Genomic DNA, 16,956 nt, shown 5'->3' on the forward strand with positions numbered 1-16,956 from the left:
GTTTGGCTTGAGAAGCCGATACGGAGGATCGTCCCTATGCGACCCAAGCGACCCGTGAGGGATATCGACAAGATTGCCGAACGAGAGACAGCTGCCTATCTGCGGCGCGCCTCCATCACCTATCTCGAGTGCTGCGTCAGCCTGATGATGACGCATTTGCAACGGGAGGAAGTGGCCACTATTCTCGAGCAGGAAGCAGACATGCTGCGAAACCTGGACTGATCGAAACGGTCACGCCTGGCATTCGTCAACAAACCGTATCAGCCGCAGCTTGTATCGATCTGCCGTCGCAGCCAGCCTTGTTTTTTCCCCGCCGTTTTCGGATTGGGCAGCCGTGCTCCAGAGGCCTATCTGGAACGCCAGGTAGCAAGGTTCGAAAAAATCGATGTGGCCATTGTCAACGTCGAGCCCCATCCCTTCGACCAACCTCGTCACATCACTGTCGGATAGTCCGTATTCGACAAGGGCACCGGCAATGTCCCACTCTATCGGCTGGCAGCCAATCAAATCATGTGCCCGGCAATGGTCGACAGCATCTGTCTTGAGCACCGTGCCGTCGGCACAAACGAGAAACTCCCACGGGTGAAGCTTTCCGTCGATTTCAACTCGCTGCAACACCTCCACAGGGTTCCGTTTCGCGAGCCAACCGCGCAACTTCGCCGCGCAGTTCGCGCCCAAGGCTTCCGAGGCATTGGAAACAGCCATTTCCGCGAGCGCGAGCAATGATGCACCCGGCTCGCAGGTTCGAAGATTAGACGCACGCCACGTTAGGTAACGTGTCAATTCCGCGATCATTCTTGCTCCGGGCAGCGGGGCCTGATCCATCGTGATGCCGTCAATCCATCGTTCAACCAGAAAGCCGTGGCAAAGCGCGACCACTTGCGGTCCCAACCCGGCTTCGTTCAACATTTCCGCGGCTCGTTTCTTACGCCGTCCGGTTTCGCCGAGGCCGGCGAATTTGACGAGCCAGCGATCATGTCCCGCAGACGCCAGGAATTTGCGCCGCTCGGCGCGGCGCGGGCTCGGCGGCCACCGCTTCTCGTCGACGTAGTGGACGCTCCTCCATTCGCCACCAGATAGTTCGGTCAGGCTCAATTCGGGGCTGCCGACCGCCTCGGCCACCCAATCGCGCAACGTGGGACTTTTCGGGCTTTCGCAGAAGGTGTGCTCAAACGCCGTCGCCACATGTTTCGGACAGCGCAACCATGTCTCCCGAACCGCCTGCGACGCCTCGGTGCCCGGGCCGCCTGAATGGCTGGGAAACAGGTGAATGCGGTCCGTATCGACACCCAGTTCCCGCAGCCACGCGACAACGGCGTGCATCGAACTGCCGGACAGGCCGGGACCTTCGTCTACAACGGCGAAGCGGGCCGATGGATCGTCCTTCCAGGCGGCGATCGACCGTTGATCGGCGTTGACATGCCTGCGGAAGGGATGACCGATCGGACGAACGCTGAATGGCGCCGGCGCGCCAATCGCGGCGGCCACCATGGCGGCAAGGCCGAGACCGATGCTGCGGATGCCGATCACGCATGTGTTCGCATCGAGACCTGACTCCTGCGCCGCGCCCAAATAGCTTTCTGGATAAAGCGCGTAATGCGCATAACCCTCGGCGGAACCGGTCAGAACCTCGGCTTGACAGTCGAGCCCGGCAAGCAGTCGGAGAAGTCCCGGGGCAATGCCACCACCTATGGCGAAACCGTTTCGCCACGACTTCGCCACCTCTGCCGCAAGTCCGACCAGCAACTTGGCACCTTGCTGCTCCCGCGTCGAAAAGATGTCGATGCCGCGCGTCTCGAAATCGGCGTCGGCAAGCGCCTGAACCAGTTCCGAGACGGTGATGAATAGCCCGACCAACGCAGCATGGCGCCGGATGCCATGCGGCATGCGATCAAGGCTCTCGGCCACTTCGATCGCGGCCTGGCGAAGCCGTTGTGCGTTTTCGGTCCGCTTGTGGTCGCCGTAGACGATCATCGATCGGTTTTCCAAGGATTGCAGTGCGGCAACGCAGCGGGTGCAGCTTCGATCCATGGTGGTTTGCGCAATTTTTCGACGGGCCAAGGAACATTCCGGCACGCTGGCGGTTCGGCGCCAGGAACTTACCTTTGAACAGCATAGGGCGGCAGTTTCGTGGGATCGAAAAAGGTTCGTGTTGGTATCGTTGGAGTCGGCAATTGCGCATCCTCCCTGGTGCAGGGCCTCTCCTATTATCGTCACGCAAAAAGCAACGAACCGATCCCGGGACTGATGCATGCCGACCTCGGCGGCTACCATGTCGATGATATCGAAATCGTCTGTGCATTCGACGTCGCCAAAAGCAAGGTAGGCCGCGACGTCGCGGAAGCAATCTACGCCTCCCCGAACAACACGTTCCGCTTTGCCGATGCGGCGGCGACCGGCGCTCGCGTCGAGCGCGGACCGACACTTGACGGGATCGGCAAATATTTGCGCGACGAAATCGAGGAGGCGCCGGAGCCGGTCGCCAATGTCAGCGAGATCTTGCGCGACAGTGGCGCCGACGTGCTGGTCTCCTACCTGCCTGTTGGTTCGGAGGAAGCGACGCGCTTCTATGCCGAGTGCGCGCTCGAAGCTGGCTGCGCCTTTGTCAATTGCATACCGGTTTTCATCGCCTCACGTCCGGAATGGCGCCGGCGCTTCGAGCAACGCGGGCTGCCGCTGGTCGGAGACGACATCAAGAGCCAGGTCGGAGCGACCATCGTTCACCGGCTGCTCGCCAATCTCTTCCGCGAGCGCGGCGTGCGCATCGATCGCACCTATCAGCTAAATTTCGGCGGCAACACCGACTTCCTCAACATGCTGGAACGCGAGCGGCTGGAATCGAAGAAAATCTCCAAGACGCAATCCGTGGCCAGCCAATTCGATGTTCCTCTGGAACCGGGCAATATCCATGTCGGACCCAGCGACCACGTGCCGTGGCTGACCGATCGCAAGTGGGCCTATATTCGGGTGGAAGGCACGACCTTCGGCGGCGTGCCGCTCAACGCCGAGCTGAAACTGGAAGTCTGGGATTCTCCAAATTCAGCCGGCGTGGTGATCGATGCGATACGCTGCGCAAAGCTGGCGCTCGACCGCGGCATTGCCGGCGCACTGACCGGCCCCTGCAGCTATTTCATGAAGTCGCCTCCAGAACAGTTCACCGACGCCGAAGCGCGACAGCGCACGCTTGCATTCATCGCCGGCAAGGACGAGCCCCTGCTCGATGCCGCGGAATGACGACAACCTTCTTTTTGATCCGCCATGCGGCACACGACAATGTCGGCTCCTATCTTGCAGGACGGATGGACGGCGTTTGCCTTGGCGACACTGGCAAAGCGCAGGCAGCACAGCTTGGCGGCCGCATGGCCCGGGAGCCGATTGGAGCGATCTTTTGCAGCCCGCGTGAGCGAACGCGAGAGACGGCCGTGCCAATCGCGCTTGCCTGCGGCGTCGGCGAAATCGCGATCTGCGCCGAACTCGACGAGATCGACTTCGGCGACTGGTCGGGAAAGACGTTCGACGAGTTGAATGGCGACGCCGGCTGGCGAGCGTGGAACAACCAGCGGCAGGAAGCCCGGACACCGAGCGGCGAGACCATGCTGGATGTCCAGCAGCGCATCGTCGCGCTGATTACCGCCGTCCGTGAGCGGCATCAGAATCGGTGTGTCGCCCTGGTCAGCCACGCCGATGTGATCAAGGCCGCTGTCTGCAATGTCCTTGGCTTGCCAGCCGGCGACTGCTTTCGCTTCGATATCGATCCCGCCTCGATCACGACGATCGTGTCCGGTGACTGGGGGGCGAAGCTGATCCGATTGAACGAAATTGCCTGACGAGGATTTGCCGGATGCAGATGGTCATTTTCGGTCTTACCGTCACGTCTTCATGGGGTAACGGCCATGCCACCTTATGGAGGGGACTGATCCGCGCCCTCGCCCGACTGGGATGGTCCATCACCTTCTTCGAACGCGACACCCCCTATTATGCCGGGACGCGTGATCTCGATCATCTCGATGGCGGCAACGTCGTTATCTACCCGGACTGGGAAGACATCCGCCGCGTTGCTGAGGGCGCGATGAAGCAAGCGGATGTGGTCGTCGTCACCTCCTACTGTCCCGATGCCGTGGAGGCCTCGCGGCTGGCGCAGCAGGCAGGCCGCGGACTGCGTGTCTTCTACGATCTGGACACGCCGGTCACGCTAGCCCGCATCGAACAAGGCGAGCGTCCTCCCTATTTCGGGCCAGAGGGTCTTGCCGATTTCGACCTCGTCTTGAGCTACACCGGCGGCTCGGCGGTCGACGCGCTGAAGTCGGTTTTAGGCGCCCGCCAAGTGGTGCCGCTCTACGGGCATGTCGATCCCGACCAACACCGGCCGGCAGAGAAGCGGGCCGAATTCGCCGGCGATCTTTCCTATCTCGGCACCTACGCAGCGGATCGCCAGGCCGGCGTCGAAAAGCTGCTGGTCCGCCCGGCCGCGCGCCTGCCTGACCACCGCTTCATCATTGGCGGCGCGCAATATCCGCAGGAATTCCCATGGAGCGACAACATCTTCTTTGTCAGGCATCTTCCGCCCGCCGATCATCCGGCTTTCTTCTCATCGTCGCGCCTGACACTGAACGTCACCCGCGAAGCGATGGCGCGAAAGGGCTGGTGCCCGTCGGGACGGCTCTTCGAAGCGGCCGCGTGTGGGGCTGCCATCGTCACCGATGCGTGGCCGGGCCTCGCGGAATTCTTCGAACCCGGTCGCGAAATCCTGTTGGCGCACGACACGGATGATGTGGTCGCCGCATTGCGATTGCCGGAGCGCGAACTCGACCTCATTAGAAGGCGTGCCCGCGAGAGGGTCTTGGGCGAACACACTTCCGCCCGGCGCGCGGCGGAACTGGATCGCATCCTGAGTGATGCCTTTCAAAAATCTCCCGGCGAACCGATGAAGGAAGCAGTCTGATGTTGGGCATTGTGCCCGCTGCCGGGCGTGGCAGCCGCATTCAACCACTCGGCTTCTCGAAAGAGCTGCTGCCGGTCGGCAGCCGGGTGGATGGGCAGACCGAGCGTCCCTGCGCGGTGAGCGAATATCTGGTGCGGCGGATGGTGCGCGCCGGCGTCGACAAGATCTGCTTCATCATCGGATCCGGCAAATCCGACATCCTCGAATACTACGCCGCCGGTTATGGTGACGCCGCGGCCCTTTTTGTCGTGCAGCCCAACCCAGTTGGGCTTTGCGATGCGATTTTCCGGGCAGCCCCCCTCGTCGCGCCCGACGAGGTCGTCCTGGTCGGCCTTCCCGACACGATCTGGTTTCCCGAGGACGGCTTCTCCCGCCTGCCCGACAACTCCCTGTCATTTCTGCTCTTCCCGGTGGACCGCCCCGAATTCTTCGATGCGGTGGTTCTCGATGAGAAGGATCGGGTGAAGGAAATCCAGGTCAAGCGGCAAGATGCTGCCACAAACTGGATCTGGGGGGCGTTCAAGATGCCGGGCCGGACCTTGCACGAGCTTGAGGCACTCTGGCGCGAACGGAACCGATGCGACGAATATATCGGCACCCTGATCAACGCCTACCTGGCTGCCGGCGGCGGAGCCTACGGTGTCAGGGCTGGAGTCTCCTACGTCGATGTCGGTACGTTCAACGGCTACCGCACGGCTCTTCGGCTGCTCGAGCACGGCGCCGCATCCGAACAACATCGGACCACCATTGTTGTGCCTGGGGCACACCCGCAAGTGCCTGTCGTTCCTGGCGAAGGAGCCTGAACATGCTGCATTCCCATGCCGAAATCCGCCGCCGTATCGATGCGCTCGGCCCATGGTTCCACAACATGGAACTGGCCGGCGTCGAAACCGCTCCCGACCATTTTCTGGGCAATTACCCGCTGATCAAATGGCGCAAATTCGCCGATGCCATTCCCGCTGATCTGACAGGCAAGGCGGTGCTGGATATCGGCTGTAATGCCGGCTTCTACTCCATCGAGATGAAACGTCGAGGTGCTGCCCGTGTCCTCGGCATCGATTTCGACGAGGCCTATCTGGCGCAGGCTCGTTTTGCCGCCGAGATCGCGGATTGCGATATCGAATTCCAGAAACTTTCGGTCTACGACGTCGGCGCCCTACGTGAGACATTCGATGTCGTGCTGTTCATGGGGGTGCTTTACCACTTGCGCCACCCCTTGCTTGCGCTCGACCTGATCCGTGAGCATGTCGCCGGTGACCTGATGATCTTCCAGTCCATGCAACGCGGCAGCGCGGATTTGCCCGAGCTGGAAGAGAACTATCATTTCTGGACGCATGACCTGTTCGACCGGCCTGAATTTCCCAAGCTCCATTTCATCGAACACCGCTATGCCGATGATCCGACCAACTGGTGGATTCCCAACCGCGCCTGCACCGAAGCGATGCTGCGCAGCGCCGGTTTCGAGATCGTTCTGCATCCCGAGCACGAGGTCTATTTCTGCCGCGCTGCCGGCGAGCCGGGCGGAGGCGGCGCGATCTATCCGTCGAAAGGAAAGCTCCATGATTGAAGCCGCGATGATCTGGAACGAGCCCAACAACAAGTCACATTGGGACCCCGAGCTCGACCCCGATTGGAGCCGCTTTGCCAGCATGGCGATCCTGTCGGCGGACGCGATCGCGTCCGAGAACCCGGCTCTGACAAAAGTGCTTGGCGGCATCTCGCCAATCGATCCCGGCTTCATCACGCGGATGAAGGAATTGGGCGTGCTGAACCATGTCGACGCCGTCGCCGTACACGGTTTTCCTCTCGACTGGAACCTGTGGCAGATCCAAGAGTGGCCGCAGAAGATCGGCGAGATCGCGACCGTCACCGATCTTCCCATCTGGGTCAGCGAAGTCGGCGTATCGACTTTCGGGGCGGAGGAAATCCAGGTTTGGGGGCTCAGGCGCACCGCCGATTTGCTGCTCGGCAACGCGCCTCGCATCCAGTGGTACAGCCTCTATGATCTTCCGCGTGAATGGGAAGCAACGACGCGGCATCGCGAAGCGGAGGGCTCCTCCTATTATCGTCATTTCCACATGGGGCTGCTGCGCCAGGACGGGACGCCAAAACCGGCGCTGAAGGAATTCCTGCGCTATACACCCGCGATGGGGCTGGTGCAGTGGTTCCATTTCGAGGACCCGCGGCTGGATGATGCCGTTGCCTGGATGAAGCGGCTGGGCGTCACCAATATGCGCACCGGACTTTCCTGGGCGGACAGCTTCCGGCCGAATGCGCTGGACTGGTTCGACCGGCAGATGGAAGCACTCGTCGATTTCAACGTGACGGTCACCTTCTGCTTCACACCAGAGCATCGCGGAATGATGCCCCACCACACGAGCCCGCCGCTGGTGCCGGAGGAATTCGCGGAATTCTGCGCAACCATGATCCGCCGCTATGCGCCTGCCATGACATCCGCCTCGCTCCCGACGCGGCCGGCGTCTGCCGCGTGAAAGTGTCGTGCTGCCCATGCACAAGGCGCCTGACACATTGGACGAATTCGCGGGACCGTCGATGGGTGGGAATGCCGCGTACGGCACCGGGACGCGACCAGCCACCACACTCACCGTCCTCAATGTCGCCTACCCTCTCGCGCCTGTCGGGCCCGACGCTGTCGGCGGTGCCGAACAGGTTCTGTCGATGCTCGATCGGGCACTGGTTGGCGCGGGTCACCGCTCCATCGTCATTGGCTGCCGCGGCTCCAGCGCGAGCGGCACTCTTGTGGAAACACCGGCTGAAAACGGCGTCCTCGACGAGGCGGCGAAGCATCGCGCGCAACAGGCTCATCGCAAGGCGATCGCCGCTGCCCGCGCCCGATGGCCGATCGATGTGGTTCATCTGCACGGCATCGATTTCGATGCCTATCTGCCCGACGATGGTCCGACCTTGGTGAGCCTCCACCTGCCATTGGACTGGTATCCGGCAGAGGCGCTGCGCCCGGCGCGCGACGACCTATGGCTCCATGCGGTCTCAGCCGCCCAGCACAAGACCGCACCACCAGGCGCCAGACTGGCGGCGCCGATTCCGAACGGCGTCGACATCGAAGCGCTGAACCTGCTTCAGCCGAAGCGGGATTTTGCCCTGGTTCTGAGCCGCGTCTGCCCGGAAAAAGGTATTCACCTGGCGCTGGATGCGGCCAAACAGGCGGGTGTGCCATTGGTCATCGGCGGCAAGGTTTATCCCTATGAAACGCACACGCGCTACTTCCACGACGAGGTCCAATCTCGTCTCGACGGCCGCCGCCGCTTCCTGGGTCCGCTCGGTTTTACCGCCAAGCGGCGCTTTCTCAACGCAGCGCGCTGTCTGGTCGTTCCGAGCCTGGCCGCCGAGACCAGTTCGCTTGTGGCGATGGAGGCCCTCGCCTGCGGCACGCCGGTGGTCGCTTTTCCAAACGGTGCGCTCCCGGATGTGATCGAGCACGGCAGGACGGGTTTTCTCGTCAACACTGTCGACGAGATGGCCCAAGCCATTCTTGCTGCGTCCAGCCTGGACGCCGAGACATGCCGGGCCGAGGCGCGACGGCGCTTTTCGCTGGAACGGATGATCTCGTCTTATATGGACGCCTATCAGGCGCTGGCAGAACTTGGCACCGATCGCCGGCGCTTTGTTGCGGCACCGTGAGCAAGGCGGTGCTGCGCTGCGAAATCATCGGTGACCCCGCACAATTCGAAGCCTTGACGCCGCACTGGTGGAAACTGTGGGAGCAGAGTTTCTCGGCGACGCCGTTTCAATCCCCCGCCTGGCTGGTGCCCTGGTGGCACGCATTCGCGCCCGGTGAACTGGCGACAGTCGCGGTCTGGCATGGCGGCGATCTGGTCGGGCTGGCGCCACTCTATCTCGAGCATGGGATGTCCGGTTCGAAGCTGCTTCCGGTCGGCATTTCGCTCAGCGACTATCTGGATGTCCTGGCTGTCCAGGATGTCCAGGCGGCGGTCGTCGCCGCAATTGCCGAAGCGATCCTCTCGGTCGAGTGGTCGCAGTGGATCTTGTCTGATCTGCCGCAAAACAGTGTCGGTCTTGCGATCGCGCATCCCGATCTGAATATCGACGCGCCAGTAAATCATGCCGCCTGTCCCGTGCTCGCCATCGCCGGCGACGAAACATTGGCCGGCTGCGTCCCCGCCCGGCGCAGGCGCCAATTGCGCCGGGCGCGCCGGGCCGCATCCAAACGCGGCCGGATTGCGTTTTCGTCACCTCGGAGCGATCACCAAAACTTCCTGAACCAGCTGATCCGCCTGCACGATGCGCGCTGGGCTGGACATGGCGGTGGTGTGTTGGCCAATGCTGCCGTTGAGCAATTCCATCGGCTCTCGCTTCCGTTGCTCGATGCTCACGGCCTGGTGCGATGCTGGCTGTTCGCGATCGATGGCACGACTGTCGGCGCCTACTATGGATTTCACCACCGCGGCCGTGCCTATGCCTATCTCGGCGGGTTCGACCCTGCCTATGCCGAGGAGAGCCCAGGCGCGATCCTGATCGGCCACGCGATCGCGGAGTCGATCCGCGAAGGTGCGCGCGAGTTCGATTTCCTGCGCGGCCAGGAGGCCTACAAATATGGCTGGGGAGCCGGTGACAGGTGGACGATGCGCAAGCTCTGGACACGGAGTTGATGCCATGGGTTTAAACGTGCCGAGATCCGCGCAGCGCCGGAGATCGGTAAGACTGGCGGTCGAAGACTGCATGGGCGATGGGGTCAGCGCCGAAGCTGTTCTCGCCCGGTTGGCGCTCTACCTGCCGCCTACGATTGGAGCCGCGGAATTGGCGGAGCTCATGCGGAAAATCCGTCCGGCGGATACCGACGAAGCGGAAAAACTGCGAAAAATCGCCGGACTGCTGCGCCGCAAGCCGGGCATTTTTACCATGTTGCGGGCGACGGGCGGCGCCGTTCGGCATGAACGCGCCAAGGACGAGACGGATGCCGCCGTCGTCACGCGGCTGGCCTCGAGCTTTGATGCCGCCGCAGCGATTTCGGGAGCCGCAAGTGTGCAACTGGCATCTCTTGGCGATGAGGAAAGATTGTCAGCGACGACCGATGAAATCGTTGCATGGCTGGAGGCGCTAGAATTCACCGGAAGCGACCGAAATATTCTGGACATCGGTTGCGGCATTGGGCGTTTCGAGCGCGCGTTGTCCAAATCCTTCGGGCGGATTGTCGGCATCGATATATCCTCGCGAATGATCTCCATCGCCTCCCAGCAATGCGCCGAACTCAGCAATGTCGAGCTGCGGCAGACCTCCGGTCTCGACCTGACAGAATTCGGCGACGCCAGTTTCGATTGCGTGCTGGCGGTCGACAGCTTTCCCTATCTGGTGCTGGCCGGCATGGCTGAGCGGCATTTCGAGGAAATTGCGCGCGTTCTGAAACGGCCGGGCTGGCTTGCGTTGCTGAACTATTCCTATCGGGGATCGCTTTTTTTAGACCGCGCCGACATCGGTCGCCTGGCGCAAGCTCACCGGTTGCGGGTCCTCATCGACGGTGAGAAGCCGTTTCGGTCATGGGATGGCGACGCCTTCCTGCTTGCCGGGTGAGACGGAACATTACAGCGCGATGCCAGTTCGGACGTCGAATAAAGGCACGTTAAGAGCGTCCCCAATTCGAAGGAGATTTTCATGGCATCCGACGGCAAAAAGCATTTCGGACGCGGCAGCCAGGGTAAGGGTACCGGCGCCGGCGCAATGACCAATCTGCCCAAGGACAAGATCGAAGAGAACGCGGTTTTGTCCAATCGCGACAAGAAGCAGCACAGCGAAGAACGTGGGCTGGACGGCAATCGAATCAAGTCCGATCAGTATCAGGATCACGCCGCGAACCATTTGCCCAAGGAGTAAACGGCCTTACGCCCTCTGCGTGGTCCGCAACGATGCAGGTCATACAAATAACCTGTGCAAGGACCGCCCGTGACATTCTCAGCGGTGGACATCGGCTTGTAATGCCTGGCGCTTATCACCACACTACGATCAAGGGACCGCTGTCTATCAAGAGAATGTGATGTCTCGTTCGAACGACGATACCACGGATCCGCATGTCGAGATGGCAGTGGATCAGGAGATTGCTTCCCTCCTGGCCGCCATTGAGCGGGAAAAGATTCCAGACCGGCTGACCAAGCTGGCGATCGAATTGCAGAACGCGCTTGTCGAGAAACGTCGGCGCGATGTGAGGAACTGACTATCTGCGACTGTCGATCTCGATATCAAGCTGACCATCTGACAGCTGATTTCGCCTTTCCATCAATGTCTGTAATGAGCTCTCCCCAAGGAGCTCCAGAATGTTGGCGCGGGCACGGTTCAGCCGGCTTTTGACCGTCCCTACGGCGCAGCCGCATATTTCGGCGGTTTCCTCATAGCTCACTCCCAAAACGCCAATCAGCATCAGAACCTCGCGTTGGTGTTCGGGCAGCTTTTGAATCGCGCCGTGAACTTCCTTGCTCTGAACGGTCCATTCCTGGGTGGCTTCCGAAATCGGCCTCGAAGACGCGCAATCGAGCAGGCCCGGCGCTTCCCGGGCCGCGATCTTGACACGAGTGTAGTAAGTATTGCGCATGATGGTGAAGAGCCAAGACTTCATGCGTGTACCGGGTTCGAACTTGTCGATGTTGGCGAGCCCTTTGGTCAACGTCTCCTGCACGAGGTCGTCGGCGTCGTCTGGAACGCGACAGAAGGTGCGCGCGAAGGCGCGCAGGGCAGGTATCAGGTCAACGATGGAAACTTCATTGGTTTCCTGGTCGGCCAAAAGGTAGCCTCCGGATGACAATGGTCCAGCTCCCAGAAGAAAGAGTGAATGAACGAAGTCAGAGCTAAATGCATGGAGGTTTGCTTCGTTCCGGCTGCTGGAAACAACTCTTCGGAAATTCGACAAGCACGGGGATGCCAGCCGACGGTCGTGTCCGGCGCGGCCATTCCTTCATGGGAACAAAGCCTCGCATCGGCGGTTTGGTGAGCTAAGTGCATCAACCTTCCGTCATCGATCGAGGATATGTCATGGCCAAATCCGCCCATCGCTCCGCTCGTCAATCGGCAAGTGGACTGGACCAAAATAGCGCGCGCGGAAACGGCGGGGAGCTGCACCAGATCGTTGGAAGCGAGACGCCCACTCTCACCACTGCGCTCGGAACGCTTGTCTCCGACGATCAGAACACGTTGCGGATCGGCGAACGTGGACCGTCCCTGATCGAGGACTTCCACTTTCGCGAGAAGATTTTCCACTTCGATCATGAACGCATCCCGGAAAGGGTCGTTCATGCCCGCGGCTATGGCGCACACGGTTATTTCGAGACCTACGAGTCACTGGCCAAATACACACGTGCCGACATTTTCCAGCGTGCCGGTGAAAGGACGCCGGCCTTCGTGCGGTTCTCGACGGTTGCCGGCAACAAGGGTTCGTTCGACCTCGCCCGCGACGTGCGCGGCTTTGCGGTCAAGCTCTACACCAAGGAAGGCAATTGGGATCTGGTCGGCAACAACATCCCGGTCTTCTTCATCCAAGACGCCATCAAGTTTCCCGACCTGATCCACGCCGCCAAGCAGGAGCCGGACCGCGACTTCCCGCAGGCCCAGACCGCACATGACAATTTCTGGGACTTCATCAGCCTGATGCCGGAATCGATGCACATGGTGATGTGGATCATGTCGGATCGCGCGATCCCGCGCTCCTTCCGCTTCATGCAAGGCTTTGGTGTGCACACATTCCGCCTCGTCAACGCCAAGGACGAATCCACCTTCGTCAAGTTCATTTGGAAGCCGAAGCTCGGCATGCAGTCTGTGGTCTGGAACGAGGCCGTCAAGATCAATGGCGCCGATCCCGACTTCCATCGCCGCGATCTATGGGACGCTATCCAGTCCGGCAATTTCCCGGAATGGGAGTTGACGGTGCAACTGTTCGATCAAGCGTTTGCCGACAGCTTCGACTTCGACATTCTGGACGCAACGAAGATCATTCCTGAAGAGGTCATCGAGCCGATCCCGGTCGGGCGGCTGGTGCTTGATCGGATGCCGGACAATTTCTTCGCCGAGACCGAGCAGGTTGCCTTCATGACGCAGAATGTGCCGCCCGGAATCGACTTCTCCAACGATCCGCTCCTCCAGGGCCGCAACTTCTCCTATCTCGATACCCAATTGAAAAGGTTGGGGAGCCCGAACTTTACCCATATCCCGATCAACGCCCCGAAGTGCCCGTTCGCCCATTTTCAGCAGGACGGACACATGGCCATGCGCAATCCGGTCGGTCGGGCCAATTACGAACCGAATTCATGGGGACTGGGACCGCGCGAGGATCCGCAGCGCGGCTTCCGTTCCTTCGCCGATGCCGAGGAAGGGCAGAAAGTACGCCTGCGGGCCGAGAGCTTTGCCGATCACTACAGCCAGGCCCGGCAATTCTTCAACAGCCAGACACCGCCGGAGCAGCGTCACATCGCCATGGCGTTGACGTTCGAATTGAGCAAGGTCCAGGCACCGGCGATCCGCGAGCGCATGGTTTCGCATTTGCTGAACATCGACGAAAACCTGGCGACCACCGTCGCCGACAAGCTCGGCATTCGCAACATGCCCGAACCCGCCGAGGCGGCCGTTCCGACACGTGACGACTTGCCGCCGTCGCCGGCCCTCAGCATCATCGAAAACGGACCCGACAGTTTCAAAGGCCGCAAAGTCGGTGTTTTGCTCAGCGATGGAACCGACACCACCCTGTTCGAGGCACTCCGTTCCGCCATCGAAGCGGAAGGCGCCGTTATGGAGGCGGTTGCACCCAAGGTGGGCGGCGTCGAAGCCGCCGACGGTACCCACATCGAGGCCAGGCACATGATCAACGGCGGTCCATCGGTCCTGTTCGACGCGGTGGTGCTGCTCCTCTCCGAGGAGGGCGCCGGGCTGCTGCTCAACGAGGCGACCGCGAAGGACTTCGTGTCCGACGCCTTCGCTCACTGCAAGTTCATCGGCTTCACGCCGGGAGCCGAGCCGCTCATGGCCAAGGCGGGTGTCGCACCAGATGCCGATGAGGGGCTGACGCGGCTGGATTCGGCAGCCTCGGCAAAGACGTTCGTGCAGGCCTGCCGGAAACTGCGGCTCTGGGCGCGGGAGGCAGCTGTCAAGCTTTGATCGGCTGGACCGCCGGCGGTGTCCGCAGGACCCGGGCTGCAAGCCACGGCTTGCCACGGCCACCTATCATCGACTGTCCTTTCCAGCGGCCTGTTCCCGCTGCTTCTTCAGAACCTCGTCGGTTCCGACCAGCTTCTTTGCTCCGCCTGAAATGGTCGTGGATACCACTGCGGGCGGATCGCTCGCCGGAAAAGAATCCTCCAAGCCCGACTGCAGTTGATCCTCGAGCGTCTGGGGCTCTTCGGACCGACCGGGCGTTCTGCGCGTGTCTATCTTCTCCAGCGACTGTTTCCCTTTTGGCGAATCCTTCGCATCGCGGACCAAGGCATAAAGCTGCTCGATCGCGAATTCCTTGATTGGTTCGAAATCGGCCCGGTCGTCCTTCGTCGCCTCGATCCGGTCGACCATGGCTTTCTCGAACCGATCAAGGGCTTCAGCTCCACAGGCGTGGGAAAGGCGCAGCAATGCCTCGTGCAGCATCAGCGGAGTAAAATAAGCCGAGGCTTCAAGCTTGAGTTGCCGTAGACGATCCGGAGTGGCGGCCTGGAATTTTGACATGGACAACGTCCTTTCTCCCATAAGCATCTCAACGACATTTGACCGCCGATGTTCCACCACGCCTGAACCTTCACGCGCGGCGAACTATAGGAACCAGCTTGCCACCAGTCCCGCCGATGCCGCAAAAATCGCGAGCGTCGTCACACCGCCCAGGATGTTCGTGCCTGTGCTATTGACCTTGTCTCCCATGATCTTGCGGTTGTTGGTCATGATGAGAATGAGAAGCAGGAGTGGTGGTGTGGAAAACCCTTGCACGATGCCCGACCAGACCAGGGCTTTCATGGGATTGAAGCCGAAGAAGTTGAGCCCGACCGCCACAAGCGTGATCATCCCGATCGCCATATAGAATTTAGGAGCCTGACGCGGTTTGGCATTCAAGCCATTCTTCCATCCCATCGCCTGAGCGAAATCGAAAGCGGCGCCGGCGGTCATGATCGGAACAGCCAGAAAGCCGACACCAATTACGCCGGCCGCAAAAAGAATTGCCGCCGCATCGCCGGCAAGCGGCCGCAGCGCTTCGGCCGCCTGCGCCGCGGTCTCGATCTGCGTCTGGCCGGCCTTGTAGAGCGTGGACCCCGTCGAAAGGATGATGAAATACATGATCAGATTGGAAAAAGTCATGCCGATCAGAATATCGCGGCGAGATCGGCGCAGTTCGCTCTCAGTGGCGCCCCTGCGCTCTTCGAGGCTCTTTCGGCCCTTGGCGATCTCCTCCTCCACCTCCTGGTTGGACTGCCACGTGTAGAGATATGCGGAGAGCGTCGTCCCGACGATGGCGACGAGAATGGACAGGTATTCACGGCTGAACTCTATCCTTGGCAACAGCGTGCCGCGCAGGACCGATGCCGCATCCGGTTTGGCAAGCACTGCGGAGACCACATAGGCGAGCAAAGCCAATGCCAGCCACCGGAACACATTGCGGATCAATTTATACGATCCGAACACCTGCAGGGCAAAAATGACGATCGCAATGGCAATGACGATCAGCGGAGCAGGCAGAGGAATGAACAAGATAATGGCCGCGGACATCGCACCAAGGTCGGCGGCTGCCTCGATCGTATTGCCAATCAGTACCCCCACCAGCACAGACCATAGCAGCCAACGTGGGTAGAAATCGGATATGGCCTTGAAAAGCCCACGGCCGGAAACCTGACCAAGTTTGGAGGAAAGATAGACGACGAGATACATCATCGGCAGCGTGACAGGTGCCGTCCACAGCAGGTCGGGCCCGAACCGGGCCCCGGCACTTGCGTAGGTGCCAATGGCCGAACAGTCGTCGTCGGCTGCCCCGGTGATCAGTCCCAGCCCGAGAGCCCGGACCACGCCGCCTTCTTTTCGTTCGCCTGCCCTTTGGCCCGCATCAGGTGGCCCGCTCATTGGAAGCGCGTTTTTGTCAAAGGCACGCAAAAAGTCATGACAAACATTCCAGCCGGATGCTCACAAAGCGGGTTTGAAGCTGCGTTAAGACGAGGCTCGAACCTTTGGTCAGGCTTTTTGTTCCTGGAGAGCGCTGTTGCGACGAGCGCGATCTCGTCTGACGCGGCTCTTTCGTTAGCGCCGAAAATCACGGCAAACGCACGCCTCTATTCTGGAGAACGCTGGCGTCGATGCCACTAATCAGGGGGCGAAAAGCGGTTCATTCGTTTCGTCATCGGCTCGTGCTGCCACCGATCACCATCCGCACGCCAAGGCCAATGATGAAAAAGCCGGCGAGGCGCTGCTGCCAAAGTCTTGCACGAGGGTGCCGCATGATCCACGCGCCGATCGCGCCCGATGCAAGCGCATAGGTCCCCAATACGAGCACCCCGGTTATCTTCTGCGTCGCGCCGAGCAGTACCAGTTGCAACGTGACGAAGCCCCTATGCGGATCGACAAATTGCGGCAGGAACGCAACCATGAACATCAAAGGCCAAGGGTTGCTCAGATTGGCGATCATGCCTTCGCGGGCGGCGGCAAGCGGCCGCAGCGGCCTGACGCCATCCGCGGGTATCGCTGCCGAGGATGAAAGCAGCAGCCGGAACCCGAGCCAAACGATATAGGCCGCGCCAGCCCATCGAAGCAGGTTGAACGCCAGCGGCGAGGCGCGGACCAGCGAGGACAGGCCAAAGGCAACCAGCGGAAGTTGCACCAGTCCGGCGCCCAGTGTCATGCCCAGCACCGTGAACAGGGCCACGCTGCGCCCTTGCCCGATGCCGCGAGCCATCACCAGCATGCTGTCGGGGCCTGGCGGCGCCTGCATGAGAATGACGGTTCCGACGAAAGCTATCCATAAAGAGGGATCGATGGGCATCTCCATACGCGCTGCCGAATATCAAAGCCGTCAGCCG

At 60.9% G+C, this 16,956-nt stretch carries 18 protein-coding genes; 13 read left to right on the plus strand and 5 right to left on the minus strand.

The window, feature by feature from the left end:
- Positions 1–36 precede the first annotated feature (36 nt).
- Positions 37–222: a hypothetical protein gene (locus tag X741_RS0135930; RefSeq protein ID WP_031250531.1), complete on the plus strand. Its 186-nt coding sequence runs from the start codon at positions 37–39 to the stop codon at positions 220–222.
- Positions 223–231: 9 nt separating this feature from the next.
- On the opposite strand, the gene X741_RS140765 is transcribed toward X741_RS0135930, so the two are convergent.
- Positions 232–1,974: a hypothetical protein gene (locus tag X741_RS140765; RefSeq protein WP_023780181.1), complete on the minus strand. Its 1,743-nt coding sequence runs from the start codon at positions 1,972–1,974 to the stop codon at positions 232–234.
- Positions 1,975–2,130: 156 nt separating this feature from the next.
- On the opposite strand from X741_RS140765, the gene X741_RS140760 reads away from it, so the two are divergent.
- The 11 genes from X741_RS140760 (at position 2,131) to X741_RS1000000169105 (ending at position 11,147) form a co-directional block, all read left to right on the plus strand.
- Positions 2,131–3,234 (plus strand): inositol-3-phosphate synthase, encoded by a 1,104-nt coding sequence (locus X741_RS140760; RefSeq protein ID WP_031250533.1) that lies wholly within the window; start codon positions 2,131–2,133, stop codon positions 3,232–3,234.
- On the plus strand, positions 3,231–3,827 hold the full coding sequence (locus X741_RS140755; RefSeq protein WP_023780183.1) for a histidine phosphatase family protein: 597 nt from the start codon (positions 3,231–3,233) through the stop codon (positions 3,825–3,827). Before X741_RS140760 ends, X741_RS140755 begins: the two co-directional genes overlap by 4 nt.
- A gap of 14 nt (positions 3,828–3,841) precedes the next feature.
- Positions 3,842–4,942: a glycosyltransferase gene (locus X741_RS140750; protein WP_023780184.1), complete on the plus strand. Its 1,101-nt coding sequence runs from the start codon at positions 3,842–3,844 to the stop codon at positions 4,940–4,942.
- Positions 4,942–5,745 (plus strand): sugar phosphate nucleotidyltransferase, encoded by an 804-nt coding sequence (locus X741_RS140745; protein WP_023780185.1) that lies wholly within the window; start codon positions 4,942–4,944, stop codon positions 5,743–5,745. Before X741_RS140750 ends, X741_RS140745 begins: the two co-directional genes overlap by 1 nt.
- Before the next feature lie 2 nt (positions 5,746–5,747).
- Entirely contained in the window at positions 5,748–6,509 is a 762-nt protein-coding gene (locus tag X741_RS140740; RefSeq protein ID WP_023780186.1) for a TIGR04290 family methyltransferase, read from the plus strand.
- On the plus strand, positions 6,502–7,434 hold the full coding sequence (locus X741_RS140735) for a beta-xylosidase (RefSeq protein ID WP_023780187.1): 933 nt from the start codon (positions 6,502–6,504) through the stop codon (positions 7,432–7,434). Before X741_RS140740 ends, X741_RS140735 begins: the two co-directional genes overlap by 8 nt.
- A 61-nt stretch (positions 7,435–7,495) precedes the next feature.
- Complete coding sequence (locus tag X741_RS140730) at positions 7,496–8,602, plus strand: glycosyltransferase (protein ID WP_023780188.1); 1,107 nt, start codon at positions 7,496–7,498, stop codon at positions 8,600–8,602.
- Complete coding sequence (locus tag X741_RS140725) at positions 8,599–9,591, plus strand: GNAT family N-acetyltransferase (RefSeq protein WP_023780189.1); 993 nt, start codon at positions 8,599–8,601, stop codon at positions 9,589–9,591. The genes X741_RS140730 and X741_RS140725 overlap by 4 nt, the downstream gene beginning before the upstream one ends.
- Positions 9,592–9,661: 70 nt before the next feature.
- A complete protein-coding gene (locus X741_RS140720; protein WP_023780190.1) occupies positions 9,662–10,510 on the plus strand; it encodes a class I SAM-dependent methyltransferase in 849 nt (282 codons plus the stop codon).
- A gap of 81 nt (positions 10,511–10,591) precedes the next feature.
- Positions 10,592–10,810 carry a hypothetical protein gene (locus tag X741_RS140715; protein WP_023780191.1) on the plus strand — a complete coding sequence of 73 codons (219 nt, stop codon included), beginning with the start codon at positions 10,592–10,594 and terminating at the stop codon, positions 10,808–10,810.
- A gap of 160 nt (positions 10,811–10,970) precedes the next feature.
- Positions 10,971–11,147 (plus strand): hypothetical protein, encoded by a 177-nt coding sequence (locus X741_RS1000000169105; protein ID WP_023780192.1) that lies wholly within the window; start codon positions 10,971–10,973, stop codon positions 11,145–11,147.
- On the opposite strand, the gene X741_RS140710 is transcribed toward X741_RS1000000169105, so the two are convergent.
- Positions 11,148–11,711, minus strand: a complete 564-nt coding sequence (locus tag X741_RS140710) for a sigma-70 family RNA polymerase sigma factor (protein ID WP_023768116.1) — start codon at positions 11,709–11,711, stop codon at positions 11,148–11,150.
- 248 nt (positions 11,712–11,959) lie between these two features.
- Here X741_RS140710 and X741_RS140705 point away from each other — a divergent pair, with 248 nt between their 5' ends.
- Complete coding sequence (locus X741_RS140705; protein ID WP_023780193.1) at positions 11,960–14,071, plus strand: catalase; 2,112 nt, start codon at positions 11,960–11,962, stop codon at positions 14,069–14,071.
- 66 nt (positions 14,072–14,137) lie between these two features.
- Here X741_RS140705 and X741_RS140700 read toward each other — a convergent pair whose 3' ends face one another.
- From X741_RS140700 to X741_RS140690, 3 genes are all read right to left on the minus strand, one after another.
- The gene (locus X741_RS140700) at positions 14,138–14,629 is read right to left on the minus strand and encodes a hypothetical protein (RefSeq protein ID WP_023780194.1); all 492 of its coding nucleotides are present in this window, start codon (positions 14,627–14,629) and stop codon (positions 14,138–14,140) included.
- 84 nt (positions 14,630–14,713) lie between these two features.
- Complete coding sequence (locus X741_RS140695) at positions 14,714–16,006, minus strand: Nramp family divalent metal transporter (protein ID WP_023780195.1); 1,293 nt, start codon at positions 16,004–16,006, stop codon at positions 14,714–14,716.
- Positions 16,007–16,277: 271 nt separating this feature from the next.
- Positions 16,278–16,925 carry a LysE family translocator gene (locus X741_RS140690; RefSeq protein ID WP_023780196.1) on the minus strand — a complete coding sequence of 216 codons (648 nt, stop codon included), beginning with the start codon at positions 16,923–16,925 and terminating at the stop codon, positions 16,278–16,280.
- Positions 16,926–16,956: the final 31 nt, after the last annotated feature.

The sequence above is a fragment of the Mesorhizobium sp. LNHC221B00 genome (genome assembly GCF_000502935.1).
Classification (GTDB): domain Bacteria; phylum Pseudomonadota; class Alphaproteobacteria; order Rhizobiales; family Rhizobiaceae; genus Mesorhizobium; species Mesorhizobium opportunistum.

Excerpts from the sequence above, each read along its gene's own strand:
- X741_RS0135930 (WP_031250531.1), top strand. The coding sequence starts at position 37 with ATGCGACCCAAGCGACCCGTGAGGGATATCGACAAGATTGCCGAACGA.
- X741_RS140765 (WP_023780181.1), bottom strand. The coding sequence starts at position 1,974 with ATGATCGTCTACGGCGACCACAAGCGGACCGAAAACGCACAACGGCTT.
- X741_RS140755 (WP_023780183.1), top strand. The coding sequence starts at position 3,231 with ATGACGACAACCTTCTTTTTGATCCGCCATGCGGCACACGACAATGTC.
- X741_RS140750 (WP_023780184.1), top strand. The coding sequence starts at position 3,842 with ATGCAGATGGTCATTTTCGGTCTTACCGTCACGTCTTCATGGGGTAAC.
- X741_RS140745 (WP_023780185.1), top strand. The coding sequence starts at position 4,942 with ATGTTGGGCATTGTGCCCGCTGCCGGGCGTGGCAGCCGCATTCAACCA.
- X741_RS140740 (WP_023780186.1), top strand. The coding sequence starts at position 5,748 with ATGCTGCATTCCCATGCCGAAATCCGCCGCCGTATCGATGCGCTCGGC.
- X741_RS140735 (WP_023780187.1), top strand. The coding sequence starts at position 6,502 with ATGATTGAAGCCGCGATGATCTGGAACGAGCCCAACAACAAGTCACAT.
- X741_RS140730 (WP_023780188.1), top strand. The coding sequence starts at position 7,496 with ATGGGTGGGAATGCCGCGTACGGCACCGGGACGCGACCAGCCACCACA.
- X741_RS140720 (WP_023780190.1), top strand. The coding sequence starts at position 9,662 with ATGGGCGATGGGGTCAGCGCCGAAGCTGTTCTCGCCCGGTTGGCGCTC.
- X741_RS140715 (WP_023780191.1), top strand. The coding sequence starts at position 10,592 with ATGGCATCCGACGGCAAAAAGCATTTCGGACGCGGCAGCCAGGGTAAG.
- X741_RS1000000169105 (WP_023780192.1), top strand. The coding sequence starts at position 10,971 with ATGTCTCGTTCGAACGACGATACCACGGATCCGCATGTCGAGATGGCA.
- X741_RS140705 (WP_023780193.1), top strand. The coding sequence starts at position 11,960 with ATGGCCAAATCCGCCCATCGCTCCGCTCGTCAATCGGCAAGTGGACTG.
- X741_RS140700 (WP_023780194.1), bottom strand. The coding sequence starts at position 14,629 with ATGTCAAAATTCCAGGCCGCCACTCCGGATCGTCTACGGCAACTCAAG.
- X741_RS140695 (WP_023780195.1), bottom strand. The coding sequence starts at position 16,006 with ATGAGCGGGCCACCTGATGCGGGCCAAAGGGCAGGCGAACGAAAAGAA.
- X741_RS140690 (WP_023780196.1), bottom strand. The coding sequence starts at position 16,925 with ATGGAGATGCCCATCGATCCCTCTTTATGGATAGCTTTCGTCGGAACC.